The 19,799-nt window shown below is 64.0% G+C and carries 19 protein-coding genes; 7 read left to right on the top strand and 12 right to left on the bottom strand.

Annotated features, from left to right (window positions below; all coding sequences use genetic code 11):
• Positions 1–51 precede the first annotated feature (51 nt).
• On the top strand, positions 52–681 hold the full coding sequence (locus tag MEMAR_RS06350; protein WP_011844136.1) for a type I 3-dehydroquinate dehydratase: 630 nt from the start codon (positions 52–54) through the stop codon (positions 679–681).
• Between the two features lie 548 nt (positions 682–1,229).
• On the opposite strand, the gene MEMAR_RS06355 is transcribed toward MEMAR_RS06350, so the two are convergent.
• The 9 genes from MEMAR_RS06355 to MEMAR_RS06395 all read right to left on the bottom strand — a co-directional run bounded on the left by MEMAR_RS06355 (position 1,230) and on the right by MEMAR_RS06395 (position 9,857).
• Positions 1,230–2,234: a chorismate synthase gene (locus MEMAR_RS06355; protein ID WP_011844137.1), complete on the bottom strand. Its 1,005-nt coding sequence runs from the start codon at positions 2,232–2,234 to the stop codon at positions 1,230–1,232.
• Positions 2,231–3,607 carry a shikimate dehydrogenase gene (aroE, locus tag MEMAR_RS06360; RefSeq protein ID WP_011844138.1) on the bottom strand — a complete coding sequence of 459 codons (1,377 nt, stop codon included), beginning with the start codon at positions 3,605–3,607 and terminating at the stop codon, positions 2,231–2,233. The genes MEMAR_RS06355 and aroE overlap by 4 nt, the downstream gene beginning before the upstream one ends.
• Entirely contained in the window at positions 3,604–4,872 is a 1,269-nt protein-coding gene (gene aroA, locus MEMAR_RS06365) for a 3-phosphoshikimate 1-carboxyvinyltransferase (RefSeq protein WP_011844139.1), read from the bottom strand. The genes aroE and aroA overlap by 4 nt, the downstream gene beginning before the upstream one ends.
• The gene (locus tag MEMAR_RS06370; RefSeq protein WP_011844140.1) at positions 4,869–5,660 is read right to left on the bottom strand and encodes a prephenate dehydratase; all 792 of its coding nucleotides are present in this window, start codon (positions 5,658–5,660) and stop codon (positions 4,869–4,871) included. The genes aroA and MEMAR_RS06370 overlap by 4 nt, the downstream gene beginning before the upstream one ends.
• Positions 5,657–6,481, bottom strand: a complete 825-nt coding sequence (locus MEMAR_RS06375) for a prephenate dehydrogenase/arogenate dehydrogenase family protein (RefSeq protein ID WP_011844141.1) — start codon at positions 6,479–6,481, stop codon at positions 5,657–5,659. Before MEMAR_RS06375 ends, MEMAR_RS06370 begins: the two co-directional genes overlap by 4 nt.
• A 5-nt stretch (positions 6,482–6,486) precedes the next feature.
• Positions 6,487–7,473 carry a 3-dehydroquinate synthase II gene (locus tag MEMAR_RS06380; RefSeq protein WP_011844142.1) on the bottom strand — a complete coding sequence of 329 codons (987 nt, stop codon included), beginning with the start codon at positions 7,471–7,473 and terminating at the stop codon, positions 6,487–6,489.
• Positions 7,470–8,255, bottom strand: a complete 786-nt coding sequence (locus MEMAR_RS06385; protein ID WP_011844143.1) for a 2-amino-3,7-dideoxy-D-threo-hept-6-ulosonate synthase — start codon at positions 8,253–8,255, stop codon at positions 7,470–7,472. The genes MEMAR_RS06380 and MEMAR_RS06385 overlap by 4 nt, the downstream gene beginning before the upstream one ends.
• Before the next feature lie 5 nt (positions 8,256–8,260).
• Positions 8,261–9,052, bottom strand: coding sequence for a 2-amino-3,7-dideoxy-D-threo-hept-6-ulosonate synthase (locus MEMAR_RS06390; RefSeq protein WP_011844144.1), 792 nt, complete (start codon positions 9,050–9,052; stop codon positions 8,261–8,263).
• A gap of 313 nt (positions 9,053–9,365) precedes the next feature.
• A complete protein-coding gene (locus MEMAR_RS06395) occupies positions 9,366–9,857 on the bottom strand; it encodes a multiprotein bridging factor aMBF1 (protein ID WP_011844145.1) in 492 nt (163 codons plus the stop codon).
• Positions 9,858–9,914: 57 nt separating this feature from the next.
• On the opposite strand from MEMAR_RS06395, the gene MEMAR_RS06400 reads away from it, so the two are divergent.
• Entirely contained in the window at positions 9,915–11,153 is a 1,239-nt protein-coding gene (locus tag MEMAR_RS06400; RefSeq protein WP_011844146.1) for a proteasome-activating nucleotidase, read from the top strand.
• A 20-nt stretch (positions 11,154–11,173) separates the two neighbouring features.
• On the opposite strand, the gene MEMAR_RS06405 is transcribed toward MEMAR_RS06400, so the two are convergent.
• The 3 genes from MEMAR_RS06405 to MEMAR_RS06415 all read right to left on the bottom strand — a co-directional run bounded on the left by MEMAR_RS06405 (position 11,174) and on the right by MEMAR_RS06415 (position 14,126).
• Positions 11,174–11,785, bottom strand: coding sequence for a GNAT family N-acetyltransferase (locus MEMAR_RS06405; RefSeq protein ID WP_011844147.1), 612 nt, complete (start codon positions 11,783–11,785; stop codon positions 11,174–11,176).
• A gap of 87 nt (positions 11,786–11,872) precedes the next feature.
• A complete protein-coding gene (locus MEMAR_RS06410; RefSeq protein ID WP_245526557.1) occupies positions 11,873–12,358 on the bottom strand; it encodes a DUF5804 family protein in 486 nt (161 codons plus the stop codon).
• A gap of 595 nt (positions 12,359–12,953) precedes the next feature.
• Positions 12,954–14,126 carry a proteasome-activating nucleotidase gene (locus tag MEMAR_RS06415; RefSeq protein WP_011844149.1) on the bottom strand — a complete coding sequence of 391 codons (1,173 nt, stop codon included), beginning with the start codon at positions 14,124–14,126 and terminating at the stop codon, positions 12,954–12,956.
• Positions 14,127–14,169: 43 nt separating this feature from the next.
• Here MEMAR_RS06415 and MEMAR_RS06420 point away from each other — a divergent pair, with 43 nt between their 5' ends.
• From MEMAR_RS06420 to MEMAR_RS06440, 5 genes are all read left to right on the top strand, one after another.
• Positions 14,170–14,568, top strand: a complete 399-nt coding sequence (locus MEMAR_RS06420; protein WP_011844150.1) for a DUF126 domain-containing protein — start codon at positions 14,170–14,172, stop codon at positions 14,566–14,568.
• A 6-nt stretch (positions 14,569–14,574) separates the two neighbouring features.
• Entirely contained in the window at positions 14,575–15,006 is a 432-nt protein-coding gene (locus tag MEMAR_RS06425; protein ID WP_011844151.1) for a J domain-containing protein, read from the top strand.
• Positions 15,007–15,166: 160 nt separating this feature from the next.
• Complete coding sequence (locus MEMAR_RS06430) at positions 15,167–15,553, top strand: rubredoxin (protein ID WP_011844152.1); 387 nt, start codon at positions 15,167–15,169, stop codon at positions 15,551–15,553.
• Positions 15,554–15,848: 295 nt separating this feature from the next.
• On the top strand, positions 15,849–19,058 hold the full coding sequence (locus MEMAR_RS06435) for a tetratricopeptide repeat protein (protein WP_011844153.1): 3,210 nt from the start codon (positions 15,849–15,851) through the stop codon (positions 19,056–19,058).
• On the top strand, positions 19,055–19,558 hold the full coding sequence (locus MEMAR_RS06440; protein ID WP_011844154.1) for an FKBP-type peptidyl-prolyl cis-trans isomerase: 504 nt from the start codon (positions 19,055–19,057) through the stop codon (positions 19,556–19,558). The genes MEMAR_RS06435 and MEMAR_RS06440 overlap by 4 nt, the downstream gene beginning before the upstream one ends.
• Positions 19,559–19,799: the final 241 nt, after the last annotated feature.

Here is a 19,799-nt window from a genome sequence, read left to right on the forward strand (position 1 = left end):
AAGACCGCAGGCAGACTTTTAAGTGATAGGGCGGGAATACATCCGGTAAGTATGAAGATCGTCGTCTCTGTGGAGAATGCCGCCGCTATCAACGAAGTGGCGGAGTACAACCCGACGTTCATCGAGATCAGGCTCGATCGGATGGAGGGGGATCTGCAGGATCAGGTTCGTGCCATCCGGGAGAAGACCGATATCCCGCTGATTGCCACGCTCAGGAGCAGGGACGAGGGAGGCCGGTTTGTCGGCGATGCGGATCTCTGGGCCCGGATCGTCGGGCCGATAGCACGATACGTCGATATCGTGGACGTGGAAGCACGGTACCGGGATCACGCGCCGTTCATCAAGAGCCAGGGAGTCCAGATTCTTGCATCGCTCCACACGAACGAGATGCCCACCGTGCCCGAGCTCGGGAGGATCGACGAGATGCTCCGGTCATACGGCGATATCCCGAAGATCGTCGTGCGGCCTAAAACCCGGGAAGACCTCTTCGAACTCGTCCTCTTCACCCACCAGGCCCAGAAACCGATCTGCACGAGCATCATGGGCGCCGAGTTCCGCTACGCCCGCGCAATCCTGCCCCTCTTCGGGTCGGAGTTCACGTTCAGCCATGCCGGCGCCCCGACGGCCGAAGGGCAGTACCACATACGGGAGATGCGGCAACTTGCGGATCTGTTGAAGTGAAGGGGGAGACGGGGCGGCACGGGCTGGGGTGGGCTTTTGGAAGGCGATGGCCTTCTTGAAACCCAGGTGTGCCGCGGTTCTAAGTGTCGCAAATAGGGGCAGGTAGTTTGCGAAGAAAGAACCGTTTGTTCGATGTCGCTCACACCTGACGGTGCCTGTGCCTCTCTTCGGACAGTGTAACGAGAAAAACCCGGTGCAGTGGACCGTGGGAATATCGCCATAGGGGGAGGGGTTGCAGGGGAGGGGGGATGCTCCCCCCTCCCCTGTCCCCACCCCCCTGCGTGGCGATATCCAGTGGAAATCCGTGGACGGGTATTTAGTGAGTCCCAATGCAGATCTGAAACTTGAGAACCGCCAGGTTTTCGTTGAACGGCCAGCGGAACGGCAGGAGTAGGAACATAGTGGACGCAGGCCGGGGATCCTGGAATCCCCTCCCTTTACTCCCCGCTCGAAGACCTCTGGTCTTCTCGAACTCCTTCCCCTGCGGGGAAGTCGTCCTTCGCACCTTAACGGTTCTCACGCTCCTGCCCTACGGGCAGTCGCGCCCTTCAGCCCATCGCGCCAAATCCCCGATACTTCCCCTGCTCGAGCATCGCGTCTAGGATAACCATCGCGAGCATGCACTCCGCAACCGGGACGACCCGCGGCGCGATGCAGGGGTCGTGCCGCCCTTCGACCGTTATCTCCCGCTCCTTCCCGGCGATATCGACGGTCCGTTGCGCCTTGCGGATCGAGGGCGTCGGCTTGACGGCAAGCCGGACGACGATATCCTGCCCGGTGCTGATTCCGCCAAGAACGCCGCCCGCATGGTTGCTCGAAAACCCTTCTGCGGTGATCGGATCGTTCATCTCGCTCCCGAAGAACCTCGCGGCGCCGAACCCCTCGCCAAGCTCGACACCCTTCACCGCACCGATGCCCATCATCGCCCCGGCGATGGCGGCGTCGAGCTTTCCGAATACCGGGTCGCCGAGCCCCGCCGGGCACCCGGAGGCCGTCACCTCAACGATGCCGCCCACGGAGTCGCCCGCATCCCGGGCGGCACGGATCTCCGCTTCCATCGTTTCCGGATCCGTCGCGGCGTGCACCTCGACGACCCTCCCCCGGACCGTGATGCCGCTGGGTTCGAGGCAGCGAATCGCCACCGCTCCCGCCGCGACCCGCGCAAGGGTCTCCCGGCCCGAACTCCTCCCGCCGCCGCGGTGGTCACGAAGCCCGTACTTCGCCTGCCAGGTGTAGTCCGCGTGCCCCGGCCGGAAGACGTCCCGGAGTGCGTCATAGTCCTCCGACCGGACATCCCGGTTCCTGACGAGGAGCGCGATCGGAGCGCCGGTCGTCTTTCCCTCAAAAATTCCCGAGAGGATCTCCACCCTGTCCGCCTCCTGCCGCCCGGACGCAAGCGGGCTCTTCCCCGGCCGCCTGCGGTCGAGGTAGGGCTGGATATCCGCCTCCGCGAGGGGGACATTGGGCGGGCAGCCGTCGACGACCGCACCCACCGCCAACCCGTGGCTCTCGCCGAACGTCGTGCACCTGAAATTTCTTCCGAACGTGTTCATGCAAGCATCTCCCGAACCAGTTCCGGCGTGACCGCAAGTCCGGTTATCAGCCGGAACTGCTCCGTCGCCTGGTGGACGAACATCTCCGTGCCGGGTATCGTCTCGCACCCGGCCTCTCTCGCCGCCCGGATGAGCGGCGTCTCCGGTGGCGTGTAGACGAGGTCAAATACGGTCGTCCCACGCTCGAGGTCGTCCGCGGCAAGCAGGCTCCGGGTGTCGGGCTCCATCCCGACCGGGGTTGCGTGTACCACTACATCGGCGTCGCCCCCTTTGAACTCTTCGAGACCGCCCCACCGACAGTCGAACCGCTCTGCAAGCCCCCGCGCTGCACCCGGAGCCCGGGCAAGCACCGTGACGTCCATATCAAGCGTTCTGAGCGCGTAGACCGCCGCGGCCGCCGCGCCCCCGGCGCCGAGCACCGCCGCCCGGCCGCCCCGCCGGTGGGCGAGCGGGATCTGTACCCCCAGCCAGTCGGTGTTGTGGCCGTACATCCTCCCGCCACACCGGACAATGGTGTTCACCGCCCCGATCGCTGTCGCGTGCTCGTCGATCTCATCGAGATGGCGCATCACGTCGGTCTTGAACGGGATGGTTACGGATAAGCCCTTCAGGGGGAGGAGGGTCGCGAGGCGGACGATGGTTCCCGCATCCGGCCACTCGAAGCGCGTGTAGTGATAGTTCATCCCGAAGTGTTGAAAGAGCCGGTTGTAGAGGAGCGGGCTCCTGCTGTGGGCGCAGGGGTTGCCGGCGATGGCGCATACCATAAGGCCCGGGTTCCGGTCGATCATAGCCCCGAGGCCCGAAAGGCCGAACCGTTCAAGGAGGGCGTCGCGCTCAGGCCTTCGCGTCTTCGCGTCTTCGCGTGCGGTCACATTCCCATACCCTTGCTCCCGGACGATCATATCCGCGACCTCCCCGGGCGTGCGCCTCCCGGTATCGATGCAGGCGTCGGCCGCGCCGAGGTAGGCCTCCTTTCTCCGGAGAAGGAGCGTGCGCACCTCCTCTTCGGGGGCCAGATCGGTCAGCCCCGGCCGGTCGCTCCCGGCGATCCGCTCAACGATGACCCCGGGCGGGGCGGTCAGGAGGAAGACCCTGCCGTGCCGCCGGAGGTCGGCGACGTTTGCCGGGTCGCATACCGCCCCGCCGCCGGTGCCGATCACGCCCTCCGCCGTCCGGAGCGCCGCGACGACCTCCCGCTCGAGGGCGCGGAAGTGCGCTTCCCCGTGCTGCCGGAAGATCTCCGGGATCGGCATCCCGGCCCGGCGCTCGATCATCGCATCGGTGTCGTAGAACGGCAGCCCGAGGCGATCCGCGAGGATCAGTCCGACCGATGTCTTCCCGGTCCCCCGGAAGCCGGTAAGGACGACCTTCACAGCAGCCCCTCCCCGTAGAGCGCCTCCCAGAACCCGGGGAACGACTTCTCCACGCATTCGGGGTCACGGATCGCCATCCCCCCGACCGCGAGCCCGAGCACGGCAAACGCCATCGCCGTCCGGTGGTCGTCGTGCGGGTCGACGGCCACCCCGTGGAGGGGCGCGGGCGTGATCGTGAGGGAATCCTCCGTGACCTCGACCCCCGCACCCATCCGCCGGAGGGTGTCCGCCGTCACCCCGACGCGGTCGCTCTCCTTGTACTGCAGGTGCGCCGTCCCGGTGATCGTCGTTGGCGACCCTGCCGTCGCCGCCACCGCCGCGAGCGTCTGGACGGTGTCGGGGGACGAGGACATATCGATCTCGATGCCTTTGAGATCGCCCGTCCGCTCCACCGTCACTGCGTCGGTGCCGGCGGCGACGCTGCACCCCATCGCCTCGAGGGCGTCGAGGAACCGGCGGTCGCCCTGGACGGAAGTCGGGTTCAGGCCCGTGACCGCGACCCTCCCGCCGCAGACGGCCGCGACCGCGAAGAGATAGGAGGCCGAGGAGTAGTCGCCCTCGACCCGGTAATCCCTCCCCCGGTAGGCTCTACCGCTCTCCACCCGGAACCGGTCGTAGCCCTGCCGCTCGATATGCGCACCGAACCGGAGCATCACGTCCGCGGTCACGTCGAGATACGACCGCGAGGCCGGGGTCGCCGGGAGCGTGAGTTCCACGTCCTCCTCTGCGTAGGGCGCCGCCATCAGGATGGACGAGACGAACTGGCTGCTGATGCTTCCGTCGATCGTCGCCCTCCCGCCCCGGAGTCTCCCGGAGATGCGGATGGGCGGGTAGCCGGGCTGACCGGTGAACGCGACGTCACCCCCGAGGGCCCGGAGCGCCCCCGCAAGGGGGCCGACCGGCCGCTCGAGCATCCGTGGGCTCCCCGTCAGCACCACCGGGTGCTGCGAGAGGAGCGCCGCCGAGGTGAGGAGCCGCAGCGTCGTCCCGGAGTTCCCGCAGTCGATGGTGACCTCTCCCGCCGCCGGGAAGGTGCCGCTGCAGCCGGCGACGGCGATCTCCCCCGGCAGCCACTCGAGCGGCACCCCGAGGGCTTCGAGCCCCCGGGCGGTCAGTTCTGTATCGGCCGCCCGGAGCGGCCGTGCGATTCGCGTTCTTCCCAAGGCGAGCGCTCCCGCGATCAGCGCCCGGTGGGTGTAACTCTTGGAGGGCGGCGCCGGAAACGCCGCGTCGACCGGGCCGGTCTGCGAGACGCGGACGATCATATCGGCACCTCCATGCGGGCGTAGCACCCGAGTTCCCTGACGGTGGTCATGCTCTTGAGTTCCTCCTTTGCTTCCCGCCATCCTTCGGCGATCTCCATGTCGATGAAGAACAGATACTTCCCCATGCCCCGGCGGGACGGCCGCGACTCGATCCGGGTCAGGTTGATCCCGCGCCGGGCGAAGACCGCGAGGATATCGGCAAGGAGCCCGACCCGGTCGAGTTCGGGGTCTACGAGGAGGCTGCACTTCGTGGCTCCCGCGATCTCACGGGGGAGAGCAGATATCTCGACGAACCGGGTGGTGTTGTCCCTGCTGTTCTGGACATCCCGGACGGCAATCGGGAGACCGTAGATCCGTGCCGCCGTCTCCGAGACGACCGCGCCGGCGCGGCTCTCTCTCTGCATCGCCATCGCGCTCGCCGCATTGCTGCTCGTGTGCACGACCTCCACCCCGAGTCCGTCGAGGAGGACGGAGCACTGCTCGTGCGTCTGCGGGTGGGCGTAGATGACCGGGAGGCGTGCGGGGTCTCCCCTGGCCGCGAGGTGGTGCCGGACGGGCATGTAAGCCTCTCCGGTGATCGAGACATCGAACTCCATCAGCCCCTGGAGGGTCTCCCCCACGCCGCCGGCCTCCGAGTTCTCGATCGGGACGAGCCCTTTCGCTCCGCCGGACGCCACGCGTTTGATGATGGCGCGGATCGTCGGCAGGAGTTCGATATCGTCACCGTAGAGCCTGGCCGCGAGTTCGTGGCTGACCGTCCCGGCCGGTCCGAGCGTTGCGACGGTCATCGGCTCACCACGTGGCTGATGAGGTCGTCGGTCTCTTCCGTCGCGGCCCGGAGGTACGAGGCATAATGGCCGGCGTTCGCGGTAAAGAAGTCCCGGAACCGTTCGGCGTCCCCGGACTCGACGATCTCGCGGAGCGTCCGGACAGCCTCCTCGAACTGTGCAAGCACTTCCGGGACGGCCGGGTTCATCTGCAGCATGTCGCCGTAGAGCCCCGCATCCTGGGCGAGGAGCCGTCCGACGAGCCCCATCTCGATCCGGTAGACGGGGCTCGTGAACCGGAGGGTCTCCGCGACGTCGGCGCCGGTCCGGCGGATGGCCTCCGCCTTCGCGAGCGTCCCGAAGTGGGTGAGCCCCTGGATCACCGCCATCATCCGGTCGTGGTCTTCCGGTGTCGAGAGGGTGATCGCCGCCCCCTGGTCGCGGAAGACGGATAAGAGTCCTTCAAGGGTCTCCGGGCTGCACCTGGCCGGGGTCGCGACGATCGTCTGGCCCCGGAGCGACGCGGCACCCGGCCCGAACATCGGGTGGAGCCCGATCACCTCCGCACGGGAGGCGAGCATCGCCCTGACCGGTTCGACCTTGAGGGAGGTGAGGTCGCAGAAGACCTGCTCCTCCGAGAGGAGCGGCGCGACCTCGCGGATCACCCCGACGGTGGCGCGGATGGGAACCGAGACCATGACGAGATCTGCCGTCTCCGCGACGGCGCGGTTCGTGAGGGAGGTCGCAGTCCCCGAGACAATCGTCTCCCAGCCGGCGGCCTGAAAGACCCCGGCAAAGAACCGCCCCATCTGTCCCGTGCCGCCGATGATGCCTGCAAGCATTCCCGTCACTTCTCCAGGATCGTCTCTTTGACGGCGACGCCGAAGTGCCGGCCGCCCTCCGCGACGCTGCCGAGCACCCTGTCGCCGACCGTGAGGGCGGCGACCGATACGGCCGTCCCGTCCTCCCGGACGAGCCGGATCGTCTCGGCGTTCTGGAGAACCAGGCTCACTGTCGCGTCGCCGGCCTTCGCCTCGACGAGGAGGAGCGGGCGGCGCTCGATCTTCACCCTGCCGACGACCGCGTCGTGGGTCGGGCCGGTATGCTCCGCGACGAGCACCCTGTCACCCACCGCGAGGTCGGCGAGGTACGCGGTCTTCCCGCCGGGGAGGAGGATGTAGGCGTGCACCGCCCCGGCGTTCACCCGGAACGGGCGCGGCGCCACGTAAGGGTTCTCCAGGGTCTCGGGATGGACCATCAGGAACGCCGAGGAGGTGTTGCCGACGAGCATCCCTTCTCCGTCGGCGAGGATCGAGCAGGTGTCGACGCAGACCCTATCGCCCATCCCGACGGGGACAATCCGGGTCACCTCGAACGGGACGAGAGGAACAGACGCGCCGGCGCCGGCAATCGTCTTCGCGACCCGCCGGACCTCCGCCGGATCGTCGGTCGCAAGAAGGATGCCCGCCGTCCCGCGTTCGAGGACGGTCAGGGCGACCTTCGCCTCGTCGGCGTTCCCGACCGCGGCGACGATCCGGTCGGACTGCGCGACGAGGTTCTCGAGCGGGATGACCGTCCAGTCTCCTGTCCGGACGATGACAAGACCCTCGCGGGAGAGCCGGAGCGCCTCCTCTTCGGATTCCTTGTCGACGATCTCGATCTCGAAGACGTCTTTTCCGGGGACGAGATCGCCGTTCTCCGCGATCGCCGTCACCCGGCCGAGTTTTCGCACGCGCTCTGCGTCCTCGACAACCAGGGCGTCTGCTCCGCTCTCGATCGCGGTCGTCGCGAGATCCTTCCTCCACGGCCGGAGATCGACCCAGAAGAGTTTCATCGCTCAGTCTCCAGGGCTTCGGCCGGACTTGCTCTCCCATGCACGACCCGTGATATCGCAGCGATGAACCGGGCAGGGTCGTCGCGCTGGAAAGCGTTCCTGCCCATACAGACGCCTGCCGCCCCCGCATCGATCGCGTCGCGGATGGTCGTGAGCGTCTCCATATCCCCGCCCTTCTCGCCGCCGGCGATCATCACCGGCACCGAGCAGGCGGCAGTGATCCGGCGGAACGTCTCGGGATCCCCGGTGTAGTTCGTCTTGATCAGGTCGGCCCCGAGCTCTTCCGCCACCCGGACGCAGTGCCCGATCGACTGCGGCGAGGTGGGATCGATCCCCTTGCCGCGGGGGTAGATCATGATCAGGAGCGGTATCCCCCAGCGGTTGCAGTCCCGCACCACCTCGCCCGCCGATTCGAGCATCCGTGACTCGTTGGGCGCGCCGAGGTTGATGTGGATCGAGACCGCGTCGGCACCGAGCGCGACCGCCTCCTCCACGGTGCAGACGATTACCTTATCATTGGGATCGGGGTTCATCGATGTGCTCGCGGAGAGGTGCACGATAAGCCCGATATCCTTTCCGTGCTTCCGGTGCCCTCCCTTCACCATGCCCTTGTGGAGGACGATCGCATTTGCCCCGCCCTCGCTCACCGCGTTGACCGTCTCTGTCATGTTGCAGAGCCCTTCGATCTGGCCCATCGTGAACCCGTGATCCATGGGAATGACCACGGCGCGGCCGGTGTTCCTGTCCATTATCCGCTCAAGGCGGATCTCTTTTCCTATCATATCCATCACGTCCGGAGAATCTCAACCGCTTCTTCTGCCGACCGCCCTTCATGAATGATCAGTGCTGCAGCACGGATAAGACGATCGGGCGCCGGGTGCTGGAAGGCGTTCCTCCCGATCGATATCCCGGCGGCACCCCCCTCCATCGCACCCTCGACCAGATCGAGGATCGCCCGATCATCGGTCTTCGAGCCGCCCGCGACCACGACCGGCACCGGGCATCCTCTCGTTACTTCGCGGAACGAGTCCGCATCCCCGGTGTAGACGGTCTTCACGATATCGGCGCCGAGCTCCGCCGCCACCCGTGCGGAGAGTTTGACGCACTCAAGGTCGTGCTCGTCCGCGACCTTCCTGCCCCGCGGGTACATCATCGCGAGGAGCGGCATCCCCCACTCCATGCACGTGACCGCAACCCGCCCGAGGTCCTCGAGCATCTGTGCCTCGGAGTCGGCGCCGACGTTGATGTGCACCGAGACGCCGTCGGCGCCCATCTTCAGGGCGTTCGTGACGGTGTTGACGAGCACCTTGTCGTTCGGGTCCGGGCCGATGCTGGTGCTCGCCGAGAGATGCATGATGAGGCCGACGTCCCGCCCGTGCCCCCTATGGCCGTGCAGCGCAAGCCCAACGTGGCCGATGACCGCGTTCGCTCCGCCCTCGGCGACGAGGTCGATGGTTCTCCCTACGTCGACCAGCCCGGGGATAGGGCCGAGCGTCACCCCGTGGTCGAGCGGCACGATGATGGTCCTGCCGGTGTTCCGATCCATGATACGTTCCAGACGAATCTCTTTTCCTCTCATAACCATAGTCCTCCCCGGATTTTGATGATGCAGTCTTTCCGGGAGTAATTAAAACTGGATAAACCAGGTAAAATAGCGATAAAACGCTGCCGCTCCGGAGTTACGGATATCGGCTGTCAAAAACTGGCAAATCGCTTCTGTACACGCGGCGGTTACTTCGTTAACCGAGGTAAAAACGGTCACCGGCGAAAAAACATCCACCACGCATTGGCAATACCGTTATGCGTTCTTGTATAAAAACATGCCGGATTTGCACACGGGAGGAGAATCCGGGGCAGGAGATGGCCCGGCGGAAAAAATATGGCGGTTTGCCTTATTTCCGGCTCTTCTTGAACGATATGACGTCGCCGACGGTCATGGTCACCCGACCGGGTCCGCCCGTGGAGGTGCTGTCTTCGGCCGAGTCGATCAGCCTGATATTGAGTGCTTTCTCGAGTTTCTTCCGGACATCGTCTTCGGGGATGAGGTCGCCCTTCTCGATCTTCTTGACCAGGATCTCACGCTCTTTGATCGCATGTGCGAGGTCGAGCGTGGACCACTCCTTCTCTTCCCGGGCGGCGCGGATGCGGTCGGCGTAATCGTCGACGAGTTCTCCTTCCATCAGGTCAAAGACGTCCCGGGGCCTCCTCCTGGAGCCCTGTGGGGCTGCGACTCCCGGCTTCTTCTGCGGGGCACCTCTTCGTCGCGATTGCTGGACTTCTGTACCGTGTTTCGCACATCGAACGCAGACGCAGAGTTCTGCACCCTCGATCTGGATGGTTTTCGACGGTCCCACTATAGGAGCGCCGCATAGTTCGCACTGCATAAGTCTCGCAAACAACTTTATATTCATTTTAACCTATATAATTAATCGAGGAGACCTATGGGAGATATCGCTCGGCAGGCACCAGACAAGGATACCGGTGAAGACATCTACCAGTACCTCCTGGAACGGATTACGAACCTCGAAAACCGAAACCTGGAGCTACGCGAGCAGTTCCGCCAGATGGAGTCCGAGAAACGATACGTTGAGACCCAGAAGATCCGCTACGAACGGGAACTCCGAAAACTCAAGAGCGAGATCGAACAGCTGAGAAGCCCTCCTCTCGTGATCGGAACCGTTACCGACGTTATCGACAACAGCCGGGTGATCGTGCGAAGCAGTGCAGGACCGCGATTCCTGGTCCGTACGTCCCAGCTTATCGACCCCGATCTCCTCAAACCGGGTGTGCGGTGTACGCTCAACCAGCAGTCCCTCGCGATCGTGGATGTGCTCCCCACGAGCTACGACGCGCAGATCTACGGTATGGAGCTGGTGGAGTCCCCGGAGGAGACCTACGAGAACATCGGCGGCCTTGAACCGCAGATCGAGGAGATCCGGGAAGCCGTCGAGCTCCCCCTGACAAAACCGCAGCTCTTCGAGAAGGTCGGCATCTCCCCGCCGAAGGGCGTTCTCCTCTACGGCCCGCCCGGCACGGGGAAGACCCTCCTCGCGCGGGCGGTGGCCCACCAGACGAACGCGCATTTCCTCCGCGTGGTCGGTTCGGAGCTGGTGCAGAAGTACATCGGCGAGGGCGCCCGCCTGGTCCGGGAGCTCTTCGACCTCGCGAAGCAGAGGGCGCCGTCGATCATCTTCATCGACGAGATCGACGCAATCGGCGCGCACCGGAACGACTCGACCACCTCCGGCGACCGCGAGGTCCAGCGGACGCTGATGCAGCTCCTGGCGGAGATGGACGGGTTCGACAACCGCGGGGACGTCAAGATCGTCGCGGCGACCAACCGGATCGATATCCTCGATCGTGCCCTCCTCCGCCCGGGCCGGTTCGATCGGATGATTGAGATCCCGCTCCCCGACCACCAGGGGAGGCTTGCGATCTTAAAGATCCACACCCAGTACATGAACATCGGCGAAGACGTCAACCTCTCGGAGGTCTCGCGGCTCACGGAAGGCAAGAACGGTGCCGACCTCCGGGCGATATGCATGGAGGCGGGGATGTTCGCCATCAGGATGGAGCGCGATGCGGTCAACAGCGAAGATTTCATGAAGGCGATCGACAAACTCGCGCTTGACTTCGATCGCCACCACTTCCACACCACCTTCGGCGAGATGTTCGCCTGAAGGACACCTTTTTTTTGTTGTTAAACCTCAGCCGAATGCTCTGTCGTGAACATCTCCCCCAGTCCCGACAGGCGTTCCGGGGCAAGATCGGTCTTTAGAAGGCCGAAGATCAGACGATCGTGATATTCGCCCCCGGCATGCCAGTACTGCCTCTGGATACCCTCCAGGACAAAACCGCAACTCTCCATCACCCGCTGTGATGTCGTATTGCCGGCAACGGTGTCGCCGTTCAGCCGGTAACCGTCGAGCACGGTGAACGCGAAGTAGACCAGAAAGGTGCAGGCCCGGGTGCCGTAGCCTCTTTTCCAGCACGCGTCGTCGAGCTGGTAGCCGATCAGAAACGATCCGGGGCTGAAATCGATCGGAAACAGTGCACACTGCCCGACGAAGTCCCCGGTATCCTCCAGTCTTACCGTGAAGACATGGTGATCCGGCATCCTTCCCGCCCGGAACGCCGTCCGCATCTCCTCGATCAGGGGGAGGAAATAGGATCGCGTGGCCTCATCCGTATTCGGCCCGAAAAACAGCCACCTGCAGACCGACTCCTTCGCGAGCATCCGGGATATAGCGGGAAGGTCGTGCTCGGTGCAGTAGGAGAACCTCAGACCGCCGCCGATCCAGGCGTGTTGCATATACCAGGGTTCGACCTTCCCGCATATAAGAAAGAGAGTACTGAGATAAGGAAAAAACTGCCCCGGCAGACGTGCGCGTACACCCGCCTACTCTGCCGGGTACTCCTCTTCGGCGCACCAGATCTCGAGCACCGTATCCTCAGGGTCTGTCCGGTCGGCATACGCCTCCGGCGTCGTGCCCTCGTCCATCCATATGGTGTCGACCATGTGGTCGCCCACGATCCGGTAGAGACAGCGGTACCTCCACGGTTCGGCAGGCATCACGTCCCGCTCGTAGATCTGCCGGGCAAGCCCGGACGAGCAGAATATACCGTCTCCGGGCTCGAAGAGAACCTCATCGACGTAGCGCTGGATATACCACCGGAGTTCGGAGACGAGGGCGAGCGCACTCCCGAGCGACGCCGTTCTGATCCGTATGCCGTACGCGAGCCGGTCAGGCTGATAAAAACGGAGAACGCCTCTGCTGGTCTCGGACTTGAGCAGGGTGTCGTAGAGGTCAACCCCCTCCGACTGAATGAGGAGGACGTTCATTGCATAGTTGTGGGCGCGTGAGGTCGATAAGGTTTCCTTCAAGGTTGCACCGGGGCTTTGTCGGTGGGAATGCGGATGAGACGCCGCATCCCGGGACAATCTCACTACAGTGCCGTCAAGTTTCCGAACATTCGCACATGTGAAGTATGATGCACGGATTTCCGGTGGATATCGCCATTGGGGAGTGCGACTGGCTGGAGGGCAGGAACATGAGCACCGTTAGGAACGACGTTCCATAGGAACGGAGTTCGAGCACCGGAGGTGCGAGGTGCGAGGGGCTGACGGGGAGTGCGATGTTCCGACAGGAACGGAGCTCGATCACCGTCAGGTGGGGAGGGGGGTCTCCCCCCTCAAAACTCTTCGAGTTTCTCATGCTCGCTGCGCTCGCACTCCCCTTTGTCCCCACCCCCCGAGGCGATATTCCCACGGTCCAGTGTACCGAGATTTTCCGTCGTTTCGGTCATTTAATTCGCGAAAAACCCGGAAGAGGTCCAAGCGTGCTGACGGTTCACCCGTGCATATGCGAGCGCCCAGGAAATCCTCGAACCCCTCGGCATCAGGATTTCAGGATGCTCCCTTTCATACTCCGGCAGCAGGTTGCAAACAAAAAAGATTGGCAGGGGAAGAGCGGTTCCCATCAGAGATACATGCGGCTGTCCGGCGCCGCCGTCTCGCGCTTCACCTTCTTTATTGCCGCGAGGAAGTCTTCGCGCTCGACGGCATCGGCATCCCGCCGGATCGCCATCATCCCGGCCTCGCGGCAGATCGCCTGCAGCTCGGCGCCGGTGGTGTCTCCGGCGAGCTCCGCAAGTGAGGGGAGGTCAACGCTCCCGGCAAGCGACATCTTCGCGGTGTGGATCTTTAAGATCTCGAGGCGTGCTCCGGCATCGGGCAGCGGAACCTCGATGATCCGGTCGAACCGGCCGGGGCGGAGGAGGGCCGGGTCAAGCATATCGATCCGGTTCGTCGCCGCCATGATCCGAATATTGCCGCGGTTCCCGAACCCGTCCATCTCGGCCAGGAGCTGCATCAGCGTCCGCTGGACCTCGGCGCTCCCGGAGGTCCCGTCGTTCGTTCGCATGCTCCCGATCGCGTCGATCTCGTCGATGAAGACGATCGCCGGGGCGCGCTCCCGGGCGAGGATAAAGAGCTCGCGCACGAGCTGCGCCCCTTCCCCGATGTACTTGTGGACGAGTTCGCTCCCGGACATCCTGATGAACCGTGCCTGGGACTGGCGGGCAACCGCCTTTGCAATCAGGGTCTTTCCCGTGCCGGGCGGGCCGTAGAGGAGGATGCCCTTCGGGGGCTCGACGCCCACGCGCTCGTAGATCTCGGGCTTCGTGAGCGGGTACTCGACCGCTTCCCGGACCTCCTCGATCTCCTCCTTCAGGCCGCCGACCTGCTCGAACGTCACGCTCGGCTGCTCGTCGAGTTCCATGACCCTGACTCTCGCGTCGAAGATGTTGCCGATCGTCTTGACGATGGAGAGGGTGTTGTTCACCGCCACCTTCATCCCGGGTTTGAGGGTGCGGTGGAGTTTCTCGCTGACCGCGGTGACGTATTCCTGGTTGTTGCCCTGCTGCCGGAGATACACTTCGCCGTTCTCAAGTACATCGACCACAGCGGCAACAAACAGCGGCACCCGTTTTAACTGGGCGTTCTCTTTCCGGAGCTGCAGAAGCTCCTTTTCCAGCAACTCGTTCTTGAGTTTGTAGTCCAGGATCTGTGCCTTCAGGTCCTGGATCTGGAGAGTAAGCATGTCGTGCTCGCTGCCGGGAGTGTTGCCAATGGTTTCGTCCATGTCACTCATATAGTTGGTTCTCCAACCACATTATAATGTGGTTGGAGTGATCATGCAAGGCAGAAGCATATCCAGGGGTATCGGAACCGGAGAACTCCTCGTTTCATCCGAACCCATATCGTTCCTCTCGGGTGTCGACCCCGAGACCGGCATCGTCGTCGAGCACGGGCACCCGCTCGAGGGGCAATCCATCGCCGGACGGGTGCTGGCCTTCCCCTACGGGAAGGGTTCGACGGTCGGATCCTACGTGATCTACGCGCTGAAACAGAACGGGCTCGCCCCCGCCGCGATCATCAATACGGAAACCGAACCGATCATCGCGGTCGGCGCAATCATCGCGGAGATCCCCATGATCGACCGCCTCCCGCCGGAGTTCTCCGATCTCCCGCCCGGCACCACCGTGACGGTGAACGGCGATACGGGCGAGGTCTCCTGCGACGGGACTTCGTGAGGCGCCGTGGAGACCCATTACGAGATCCTGGGCGTCTCCAGTGATGCCGCGCCCGACGAGATCCGGGCGGCCTACCGGAGTCTCGCGAAACAGTACCACCCGGACATAAACCACGACCCGGATGCAGGCGAGCGGTTCATCGCGATCCAGCAGGCCTACGAGACGTTGATCGACCCCGATGCCCGGGCGCGCTACGACCTCGCTCTCCGGGGCGGCGCCACAGCAGGACCGCATGACGCATACCAGCGGTACCGTTCCGACGGGCAGACAGTCTGGGCGCGGGGATTCTCATGGAACGGGCCGGCACCGGCTTCCCGGATCGGCAGGCTCGGCGTTCTGCTTTTCCTCTTCCTCGGAGGGGTCCTGATCGTCTTCATGCTCGTCCTGTCACTCCTCGTTCGTGCCGTCTTTGGCGGCAAACGGCAGCAGGATTCCTGAAACCCTTTTTTTATCGGACGATTCCCTCTCCCGGAACCAACCGGCACCGCGACACGGAGAATAGGAAAAGATCCCCCCCGGCCCGGTCGGATCACGGGAAACCTTATCTGGTGAAACCTCCTTCGTGCCGGGTGATTATCGCGAGGTGAACGTGATGCCCATGGAGAAAGTGAAACGATACCGGTGCAAGTACTGCAACTACATCTACTCCCCGATGCGGGGTGAGCCGCACCGCGGCATCCCGGCGGGTACCGCGTTTGAAGACGTGCCGGAGGACTACGTATGCCCTGTCTGCGGTGCGACCGGAAAGGGACAGATCGGGAAGTGGGGGTTCGAGCTCTGGGAGCCGACCAAGTACGTCTGCAAGATCTGCGGCTACGTCTACGACAAAAAGCGCGGCGAGCCCCTCCGCGGCTATCCGAAGGGCACCGCATTCGAGGATTTGCCGGAGGACTACGTATGCCCGGTCTGCGGGATGGATCCGCAGATCTCGAAGTTCCACGGTCCGGTCGGCAAATCGCAGTTCGAACCCATCCTGGACGTCTAAAGGGGTAGGGGCGCTTCCGCCTCTCTCCCGGAACCGTGCCGGCCGGCATCCCGCGGGCTGAGGGGGGATCCAGTGATTCGGCACGATACCGGATTTTTACGGCAGCACTCTTTTATGAATCCCGAACACCCATTATAACCTGAGTCAGTCCGTTCACTCAAGATCGGTCCTTTCAAATACTGGCCGGCGCATCAATGTTAGAAAAACACCGGCCGCCTTCTTTACGGGCAGCTGCCCACGGAGAATGCGGCGTCGAATAGTCACGTATCAAACGAGCAGCGGCAGATGATGTCGGATGGATTTCTTCGGTAATATTCTGGGTCAGGGGAAGAACGCAAACCCCTCGATACAGCAGGGGACCTCTCAGTTCGAGGCCGGAAACTACGGCGAGGCGGTGAAGAGTTTCGAGAAAGCGCTCAAGATCGAGCCTGAAAATGGCTTTTCCCGGCTGTATATGGGGCGGGCGCTTGCCTGTCTCGGCAGGGACGGCGAAGCCGCGGAGTGGCTGAAGAAAGCCCTCGAGTCGGCTCCCGGCGATGCCGGGACGCTGCGGGTGCTGGGACATGTCCTCGCCAGAACCGGTGAGTACAAGGAGGCGGCCGGGTGTTTCGCCCGGATCGTCGAAGAGAAACCCATGGACGCGAACGCCTCCTACTGGCACGGGGAGATGCTTGAACGGCTCGGCCGGTATGCCGACGCGGCGTCGGCCTATGCACGGGCGCTGGCAGGAGACCCGGAGAATACCGTCCTGCGGGAGAGGTGCGGGAGGATGTTCGAGCGGATCGGCGACTTCCGGGAAGCGGCGGCATGCTTTGAGAAGATCCTCAGGACAAATCCCGGCAGCACCGATCTGCTCTCTCGAATCGGGGCCGCATACCTCAACCAGGGCGATTACTCGAAAGCCGTCGGTCTCTTCGACCGGGTGCTCGATACAGAGCCGCAGAACATCGACGCGCTTTACGGAAAAGCCCGGGCGCTCGAGCACCTCGGCCTGTTCCAGGAAGCTGCCGACTGCGGCGCCGGGATCGTTGCCCTCGAACCCGAGAACATCCCTGCCTGGTATCACCGCGGCTCAATGCTTCTCCGCGCAGGAAAGCACGAAGACGCACTGGAGTGCTTCGAGAAGGTCGCTCTCGCCGACCCGGATCACGTCCCGGTTCGCTACGCCATGGGAATGGTCTACGACGCCCTCGGCCGCTACGAGCGGGCGGTCAAGAGTTTCGACCGGATCCTGAAGCACGACCAGGGTCAGGTCCAGATATGGTACGCACGCGGCATGGCGCTCTTCCGGTTCGGCCAGTACGCCGAGGCAATCCGGTCGTTCGACCGCGTGCTCGAGAGCCGGGCGACGACCGGGATGAAGTGGATCGGAGACGGCACCGACCTTGCGCTCTTCGAGCGGGACGAAGGGGGAGCCCCCCGGAGACAGAAGCCGCTGAAGTTCGATGCGTTGAACGAGCTCGTTCACAACTGCCGGGGAACTGCGCTCCTCCACCTCGGGCGGTATGCCGAGGCGCAGAAGGAGTTCGAGCATGTCCTTGATGCCGATCCCGGGAACGTCTCCGTCCTGCAGCGGAGCGGCACCGCGCTCCTCCATCTCGGCAGATACGAGGAGGCCGCACGCTGCCTGGATGCGGTCCTTGAGAAAGAGCCGCATAACGCCGTCGCCGGGTCGATGAAAGCGGACGCGCTCATGAACCTCGGCAGGCACGACGATGCGCTGGCGTGCCTTGATTCGGTGCAGGGAGCCGGCGGCGCCGAACCCCATCTTCTTTACCGGAAGGGAGCCGCCCTCCTGCACATCGGACGATATACGGAGGCGGTAGAGGCGTTCGAAGCCCTCCTCAACGTCAATCCCGCCGATGCAGCAGCGGAGAACAGCAGGGGAGAAGCGCTCGTGCACCTCGGACGGTACGAGGAGGCGCTCGCCTGCTATGACCGGGCGCTCTCGGCCGTCCCGGCCGACCGTGCCGCTCTGCTCGGCCGGAGCACGGCGCTCGAACGCCTCGGGCGGTATGAAGAGGCGCTCGAATCCATCGACCGGTTGACACAGGCCGGTCCCGGGGACACCGGGACGCTTCTTCGGAAGGCATGGATCCTCGAAGCTCTCGGCCGCTATGATGCAGCCGTCGAGTGTTACGAGGCCCTCCTTGCAGCCGATCCGAAAACCGGATACCCGGTGAATCTCGGGTTTGTTCTCGCCATGCTCGGGCGGTACGAGGAGGCCGCCGGACGGTTCGAGGAAGCCACGCGTGCCGACCCGGACAACTTCTTTGCGTGGTTCAACCGGGGCCGGGCGCTGGAGAGGATGGGGCAGTACGCGGATGCGGCCGGGTGCTACGCAAAAGTGGCCGAAGGCCGACCGGAGGACACCGGCGCCTGCTTTGCGCTCGCCGTCACCTTCGCACGGCTCGGCAGACATCAGAAGGCGATCGAGTGCTGCGACCGGGTGCTCGCCGCCGACGCCTCGAACGCCGCGGTTGCAAGGATCCGGGCGGATATGCTGGAAGCCGTCGGCAAGCACGAAGAGGCGGCGGAAGCATACGAGCAGTACCTGAAGAACTCTCCCGACGACCGCGACGCCAGGATGGCGTTCGGTATGGCGCTCGAGCGGGACGGGAAGTTCGGCGACGCGATAAAGCAGTATGCGCTGGTGCTCGAGGGCGACGAACGCGACACCGAAGCGTGGTACACCCTCGAGAGCGCGCTCGTGCACATGGGACGATACGAAGAGGCGCTCGAGTGTTCCGACAGCATCGTCGAGGCGAGCCCGGAGAGCTGGGCCGCCTGGCAGCGGCGCGGAGAGATCTTCATGTGGCTTGGCCGCTACGCCGACGCGGTGGAGTGCTTCGAGAAGGTGATCAAGGCCGATCCCGCCGACGTTCTCACCCTCAGAAGACTCGGCGAGGCCCACGAAAAGGCCGGCAGGTACGAGGATGCCCTCGCCGCCTACACGCAGGTGCTCGACCGGGAACCGACCAGCATCGAGACCCTCCATGCCCGCTCGTCGGCCCTCATCCATCTCGGGCGATACAATGAGGCGGTCAAGTCGATCGACAAGATCATCGTTCTCCAGGACGAGAACCCCGCAGCGCTCTTCATGCGGGGGACGGTGCTCGAGAAGGCGGGCAGGCACGACGACGCTCTCGCAAGCTACGAGAAAGCGCTCTCGATCGACCCGAAGAACGCGGCCGTCTGGAACGCGGCGGGGAGGCTCAAGGATGCGCTGGGACGGCACGAAGACGCCGTCAAAGCGTTCGACAAGGCCATCGATCTGGACGGGGGAGACATTCATGCCTGGCTCGCGAAGGGACTCGCTCTCGGCCACCTGGGTAAACCCGACCGGGCGACGACCTGCTTTGAGAAGGTCCTGGAGGGTGACCCCCGCCACGCCCGGGCATGGTACCTGAAAGGGAGAGCGCTCGATAAGCAGGGCAGATTTGCCGAAGCGGTGGAGTGCTTCAAAGAGGCGCTCGAGAACGGGGACGGAGGCGAAGAAGAATGAGGGGGAGACATGCGTGCGGCATCCTGCTGCTGATCGCGTGCGTCCTGGCCCTCTGTTCGGGCTGCATCGCGGGCGAAGAGGTGCGGGTGAAGTCCGGAGACACGGTGCTGGTCCACTACACCGGCACCCTCGAGAACGGAACGGTCTTCGACAGTTCCGCCGGGCGCGAACCACTCCGGTTTACCGTCGGGACCGGCAAAGTGATCCCGGGGTTCGATGAGGGTGTCGTCGGGATGCAGGTCGGGGAGGAAAAAACTCTTCATATTCCGGCCGACCGGGCATACGGACCATACCGCGAGGATCTCGTCTTCAACACGACCGAGACTGCCGGTACGGAGAACCTGACGGTCGGCGATCAGGTCGGATTACCCCTGCAGAACGGACAGGTGCTGCCCGCAAAGGTCGTCGCCGTATCGGCCGATGCAGTCACCGTCGATGCGAACCACCATCTCGCGGGCGAGGATCTTACGTTCAATGTCAGTCTGGTTGAGATTGTGTAGGGATTGCTCAACACTTTTTTGGAACTCCCTCTAGAGGATCGTCAATCATATTCTAAGCACGGATTTCCATCGGCTATCGCCACGCACTGCCCCCGCCCCTCAGGGGGCGGGGGAGGAGCGCGAAGCGCGGGTGGGGTGGGGGTCGCAGGCATAGTCTTACGGGGTAGAGACAGGGGAGGGGGGGCCCCTCCCCACCTGACGGTGGTCGAACTCCGTTCCTGCGGAACGTCGTCCTCCCCGT

Origin of the sequence: Methanoculleus marisnigri JR1 (genome assembly GCF_000015825.1) — an archaeon.
Classification (GTDB): Archaea; Halobacteriota; Methanomicrobia; order Methanomicrobiales; family Methanoculleaceae; genus Methanoculleus; species Methanoculleus marisnigri.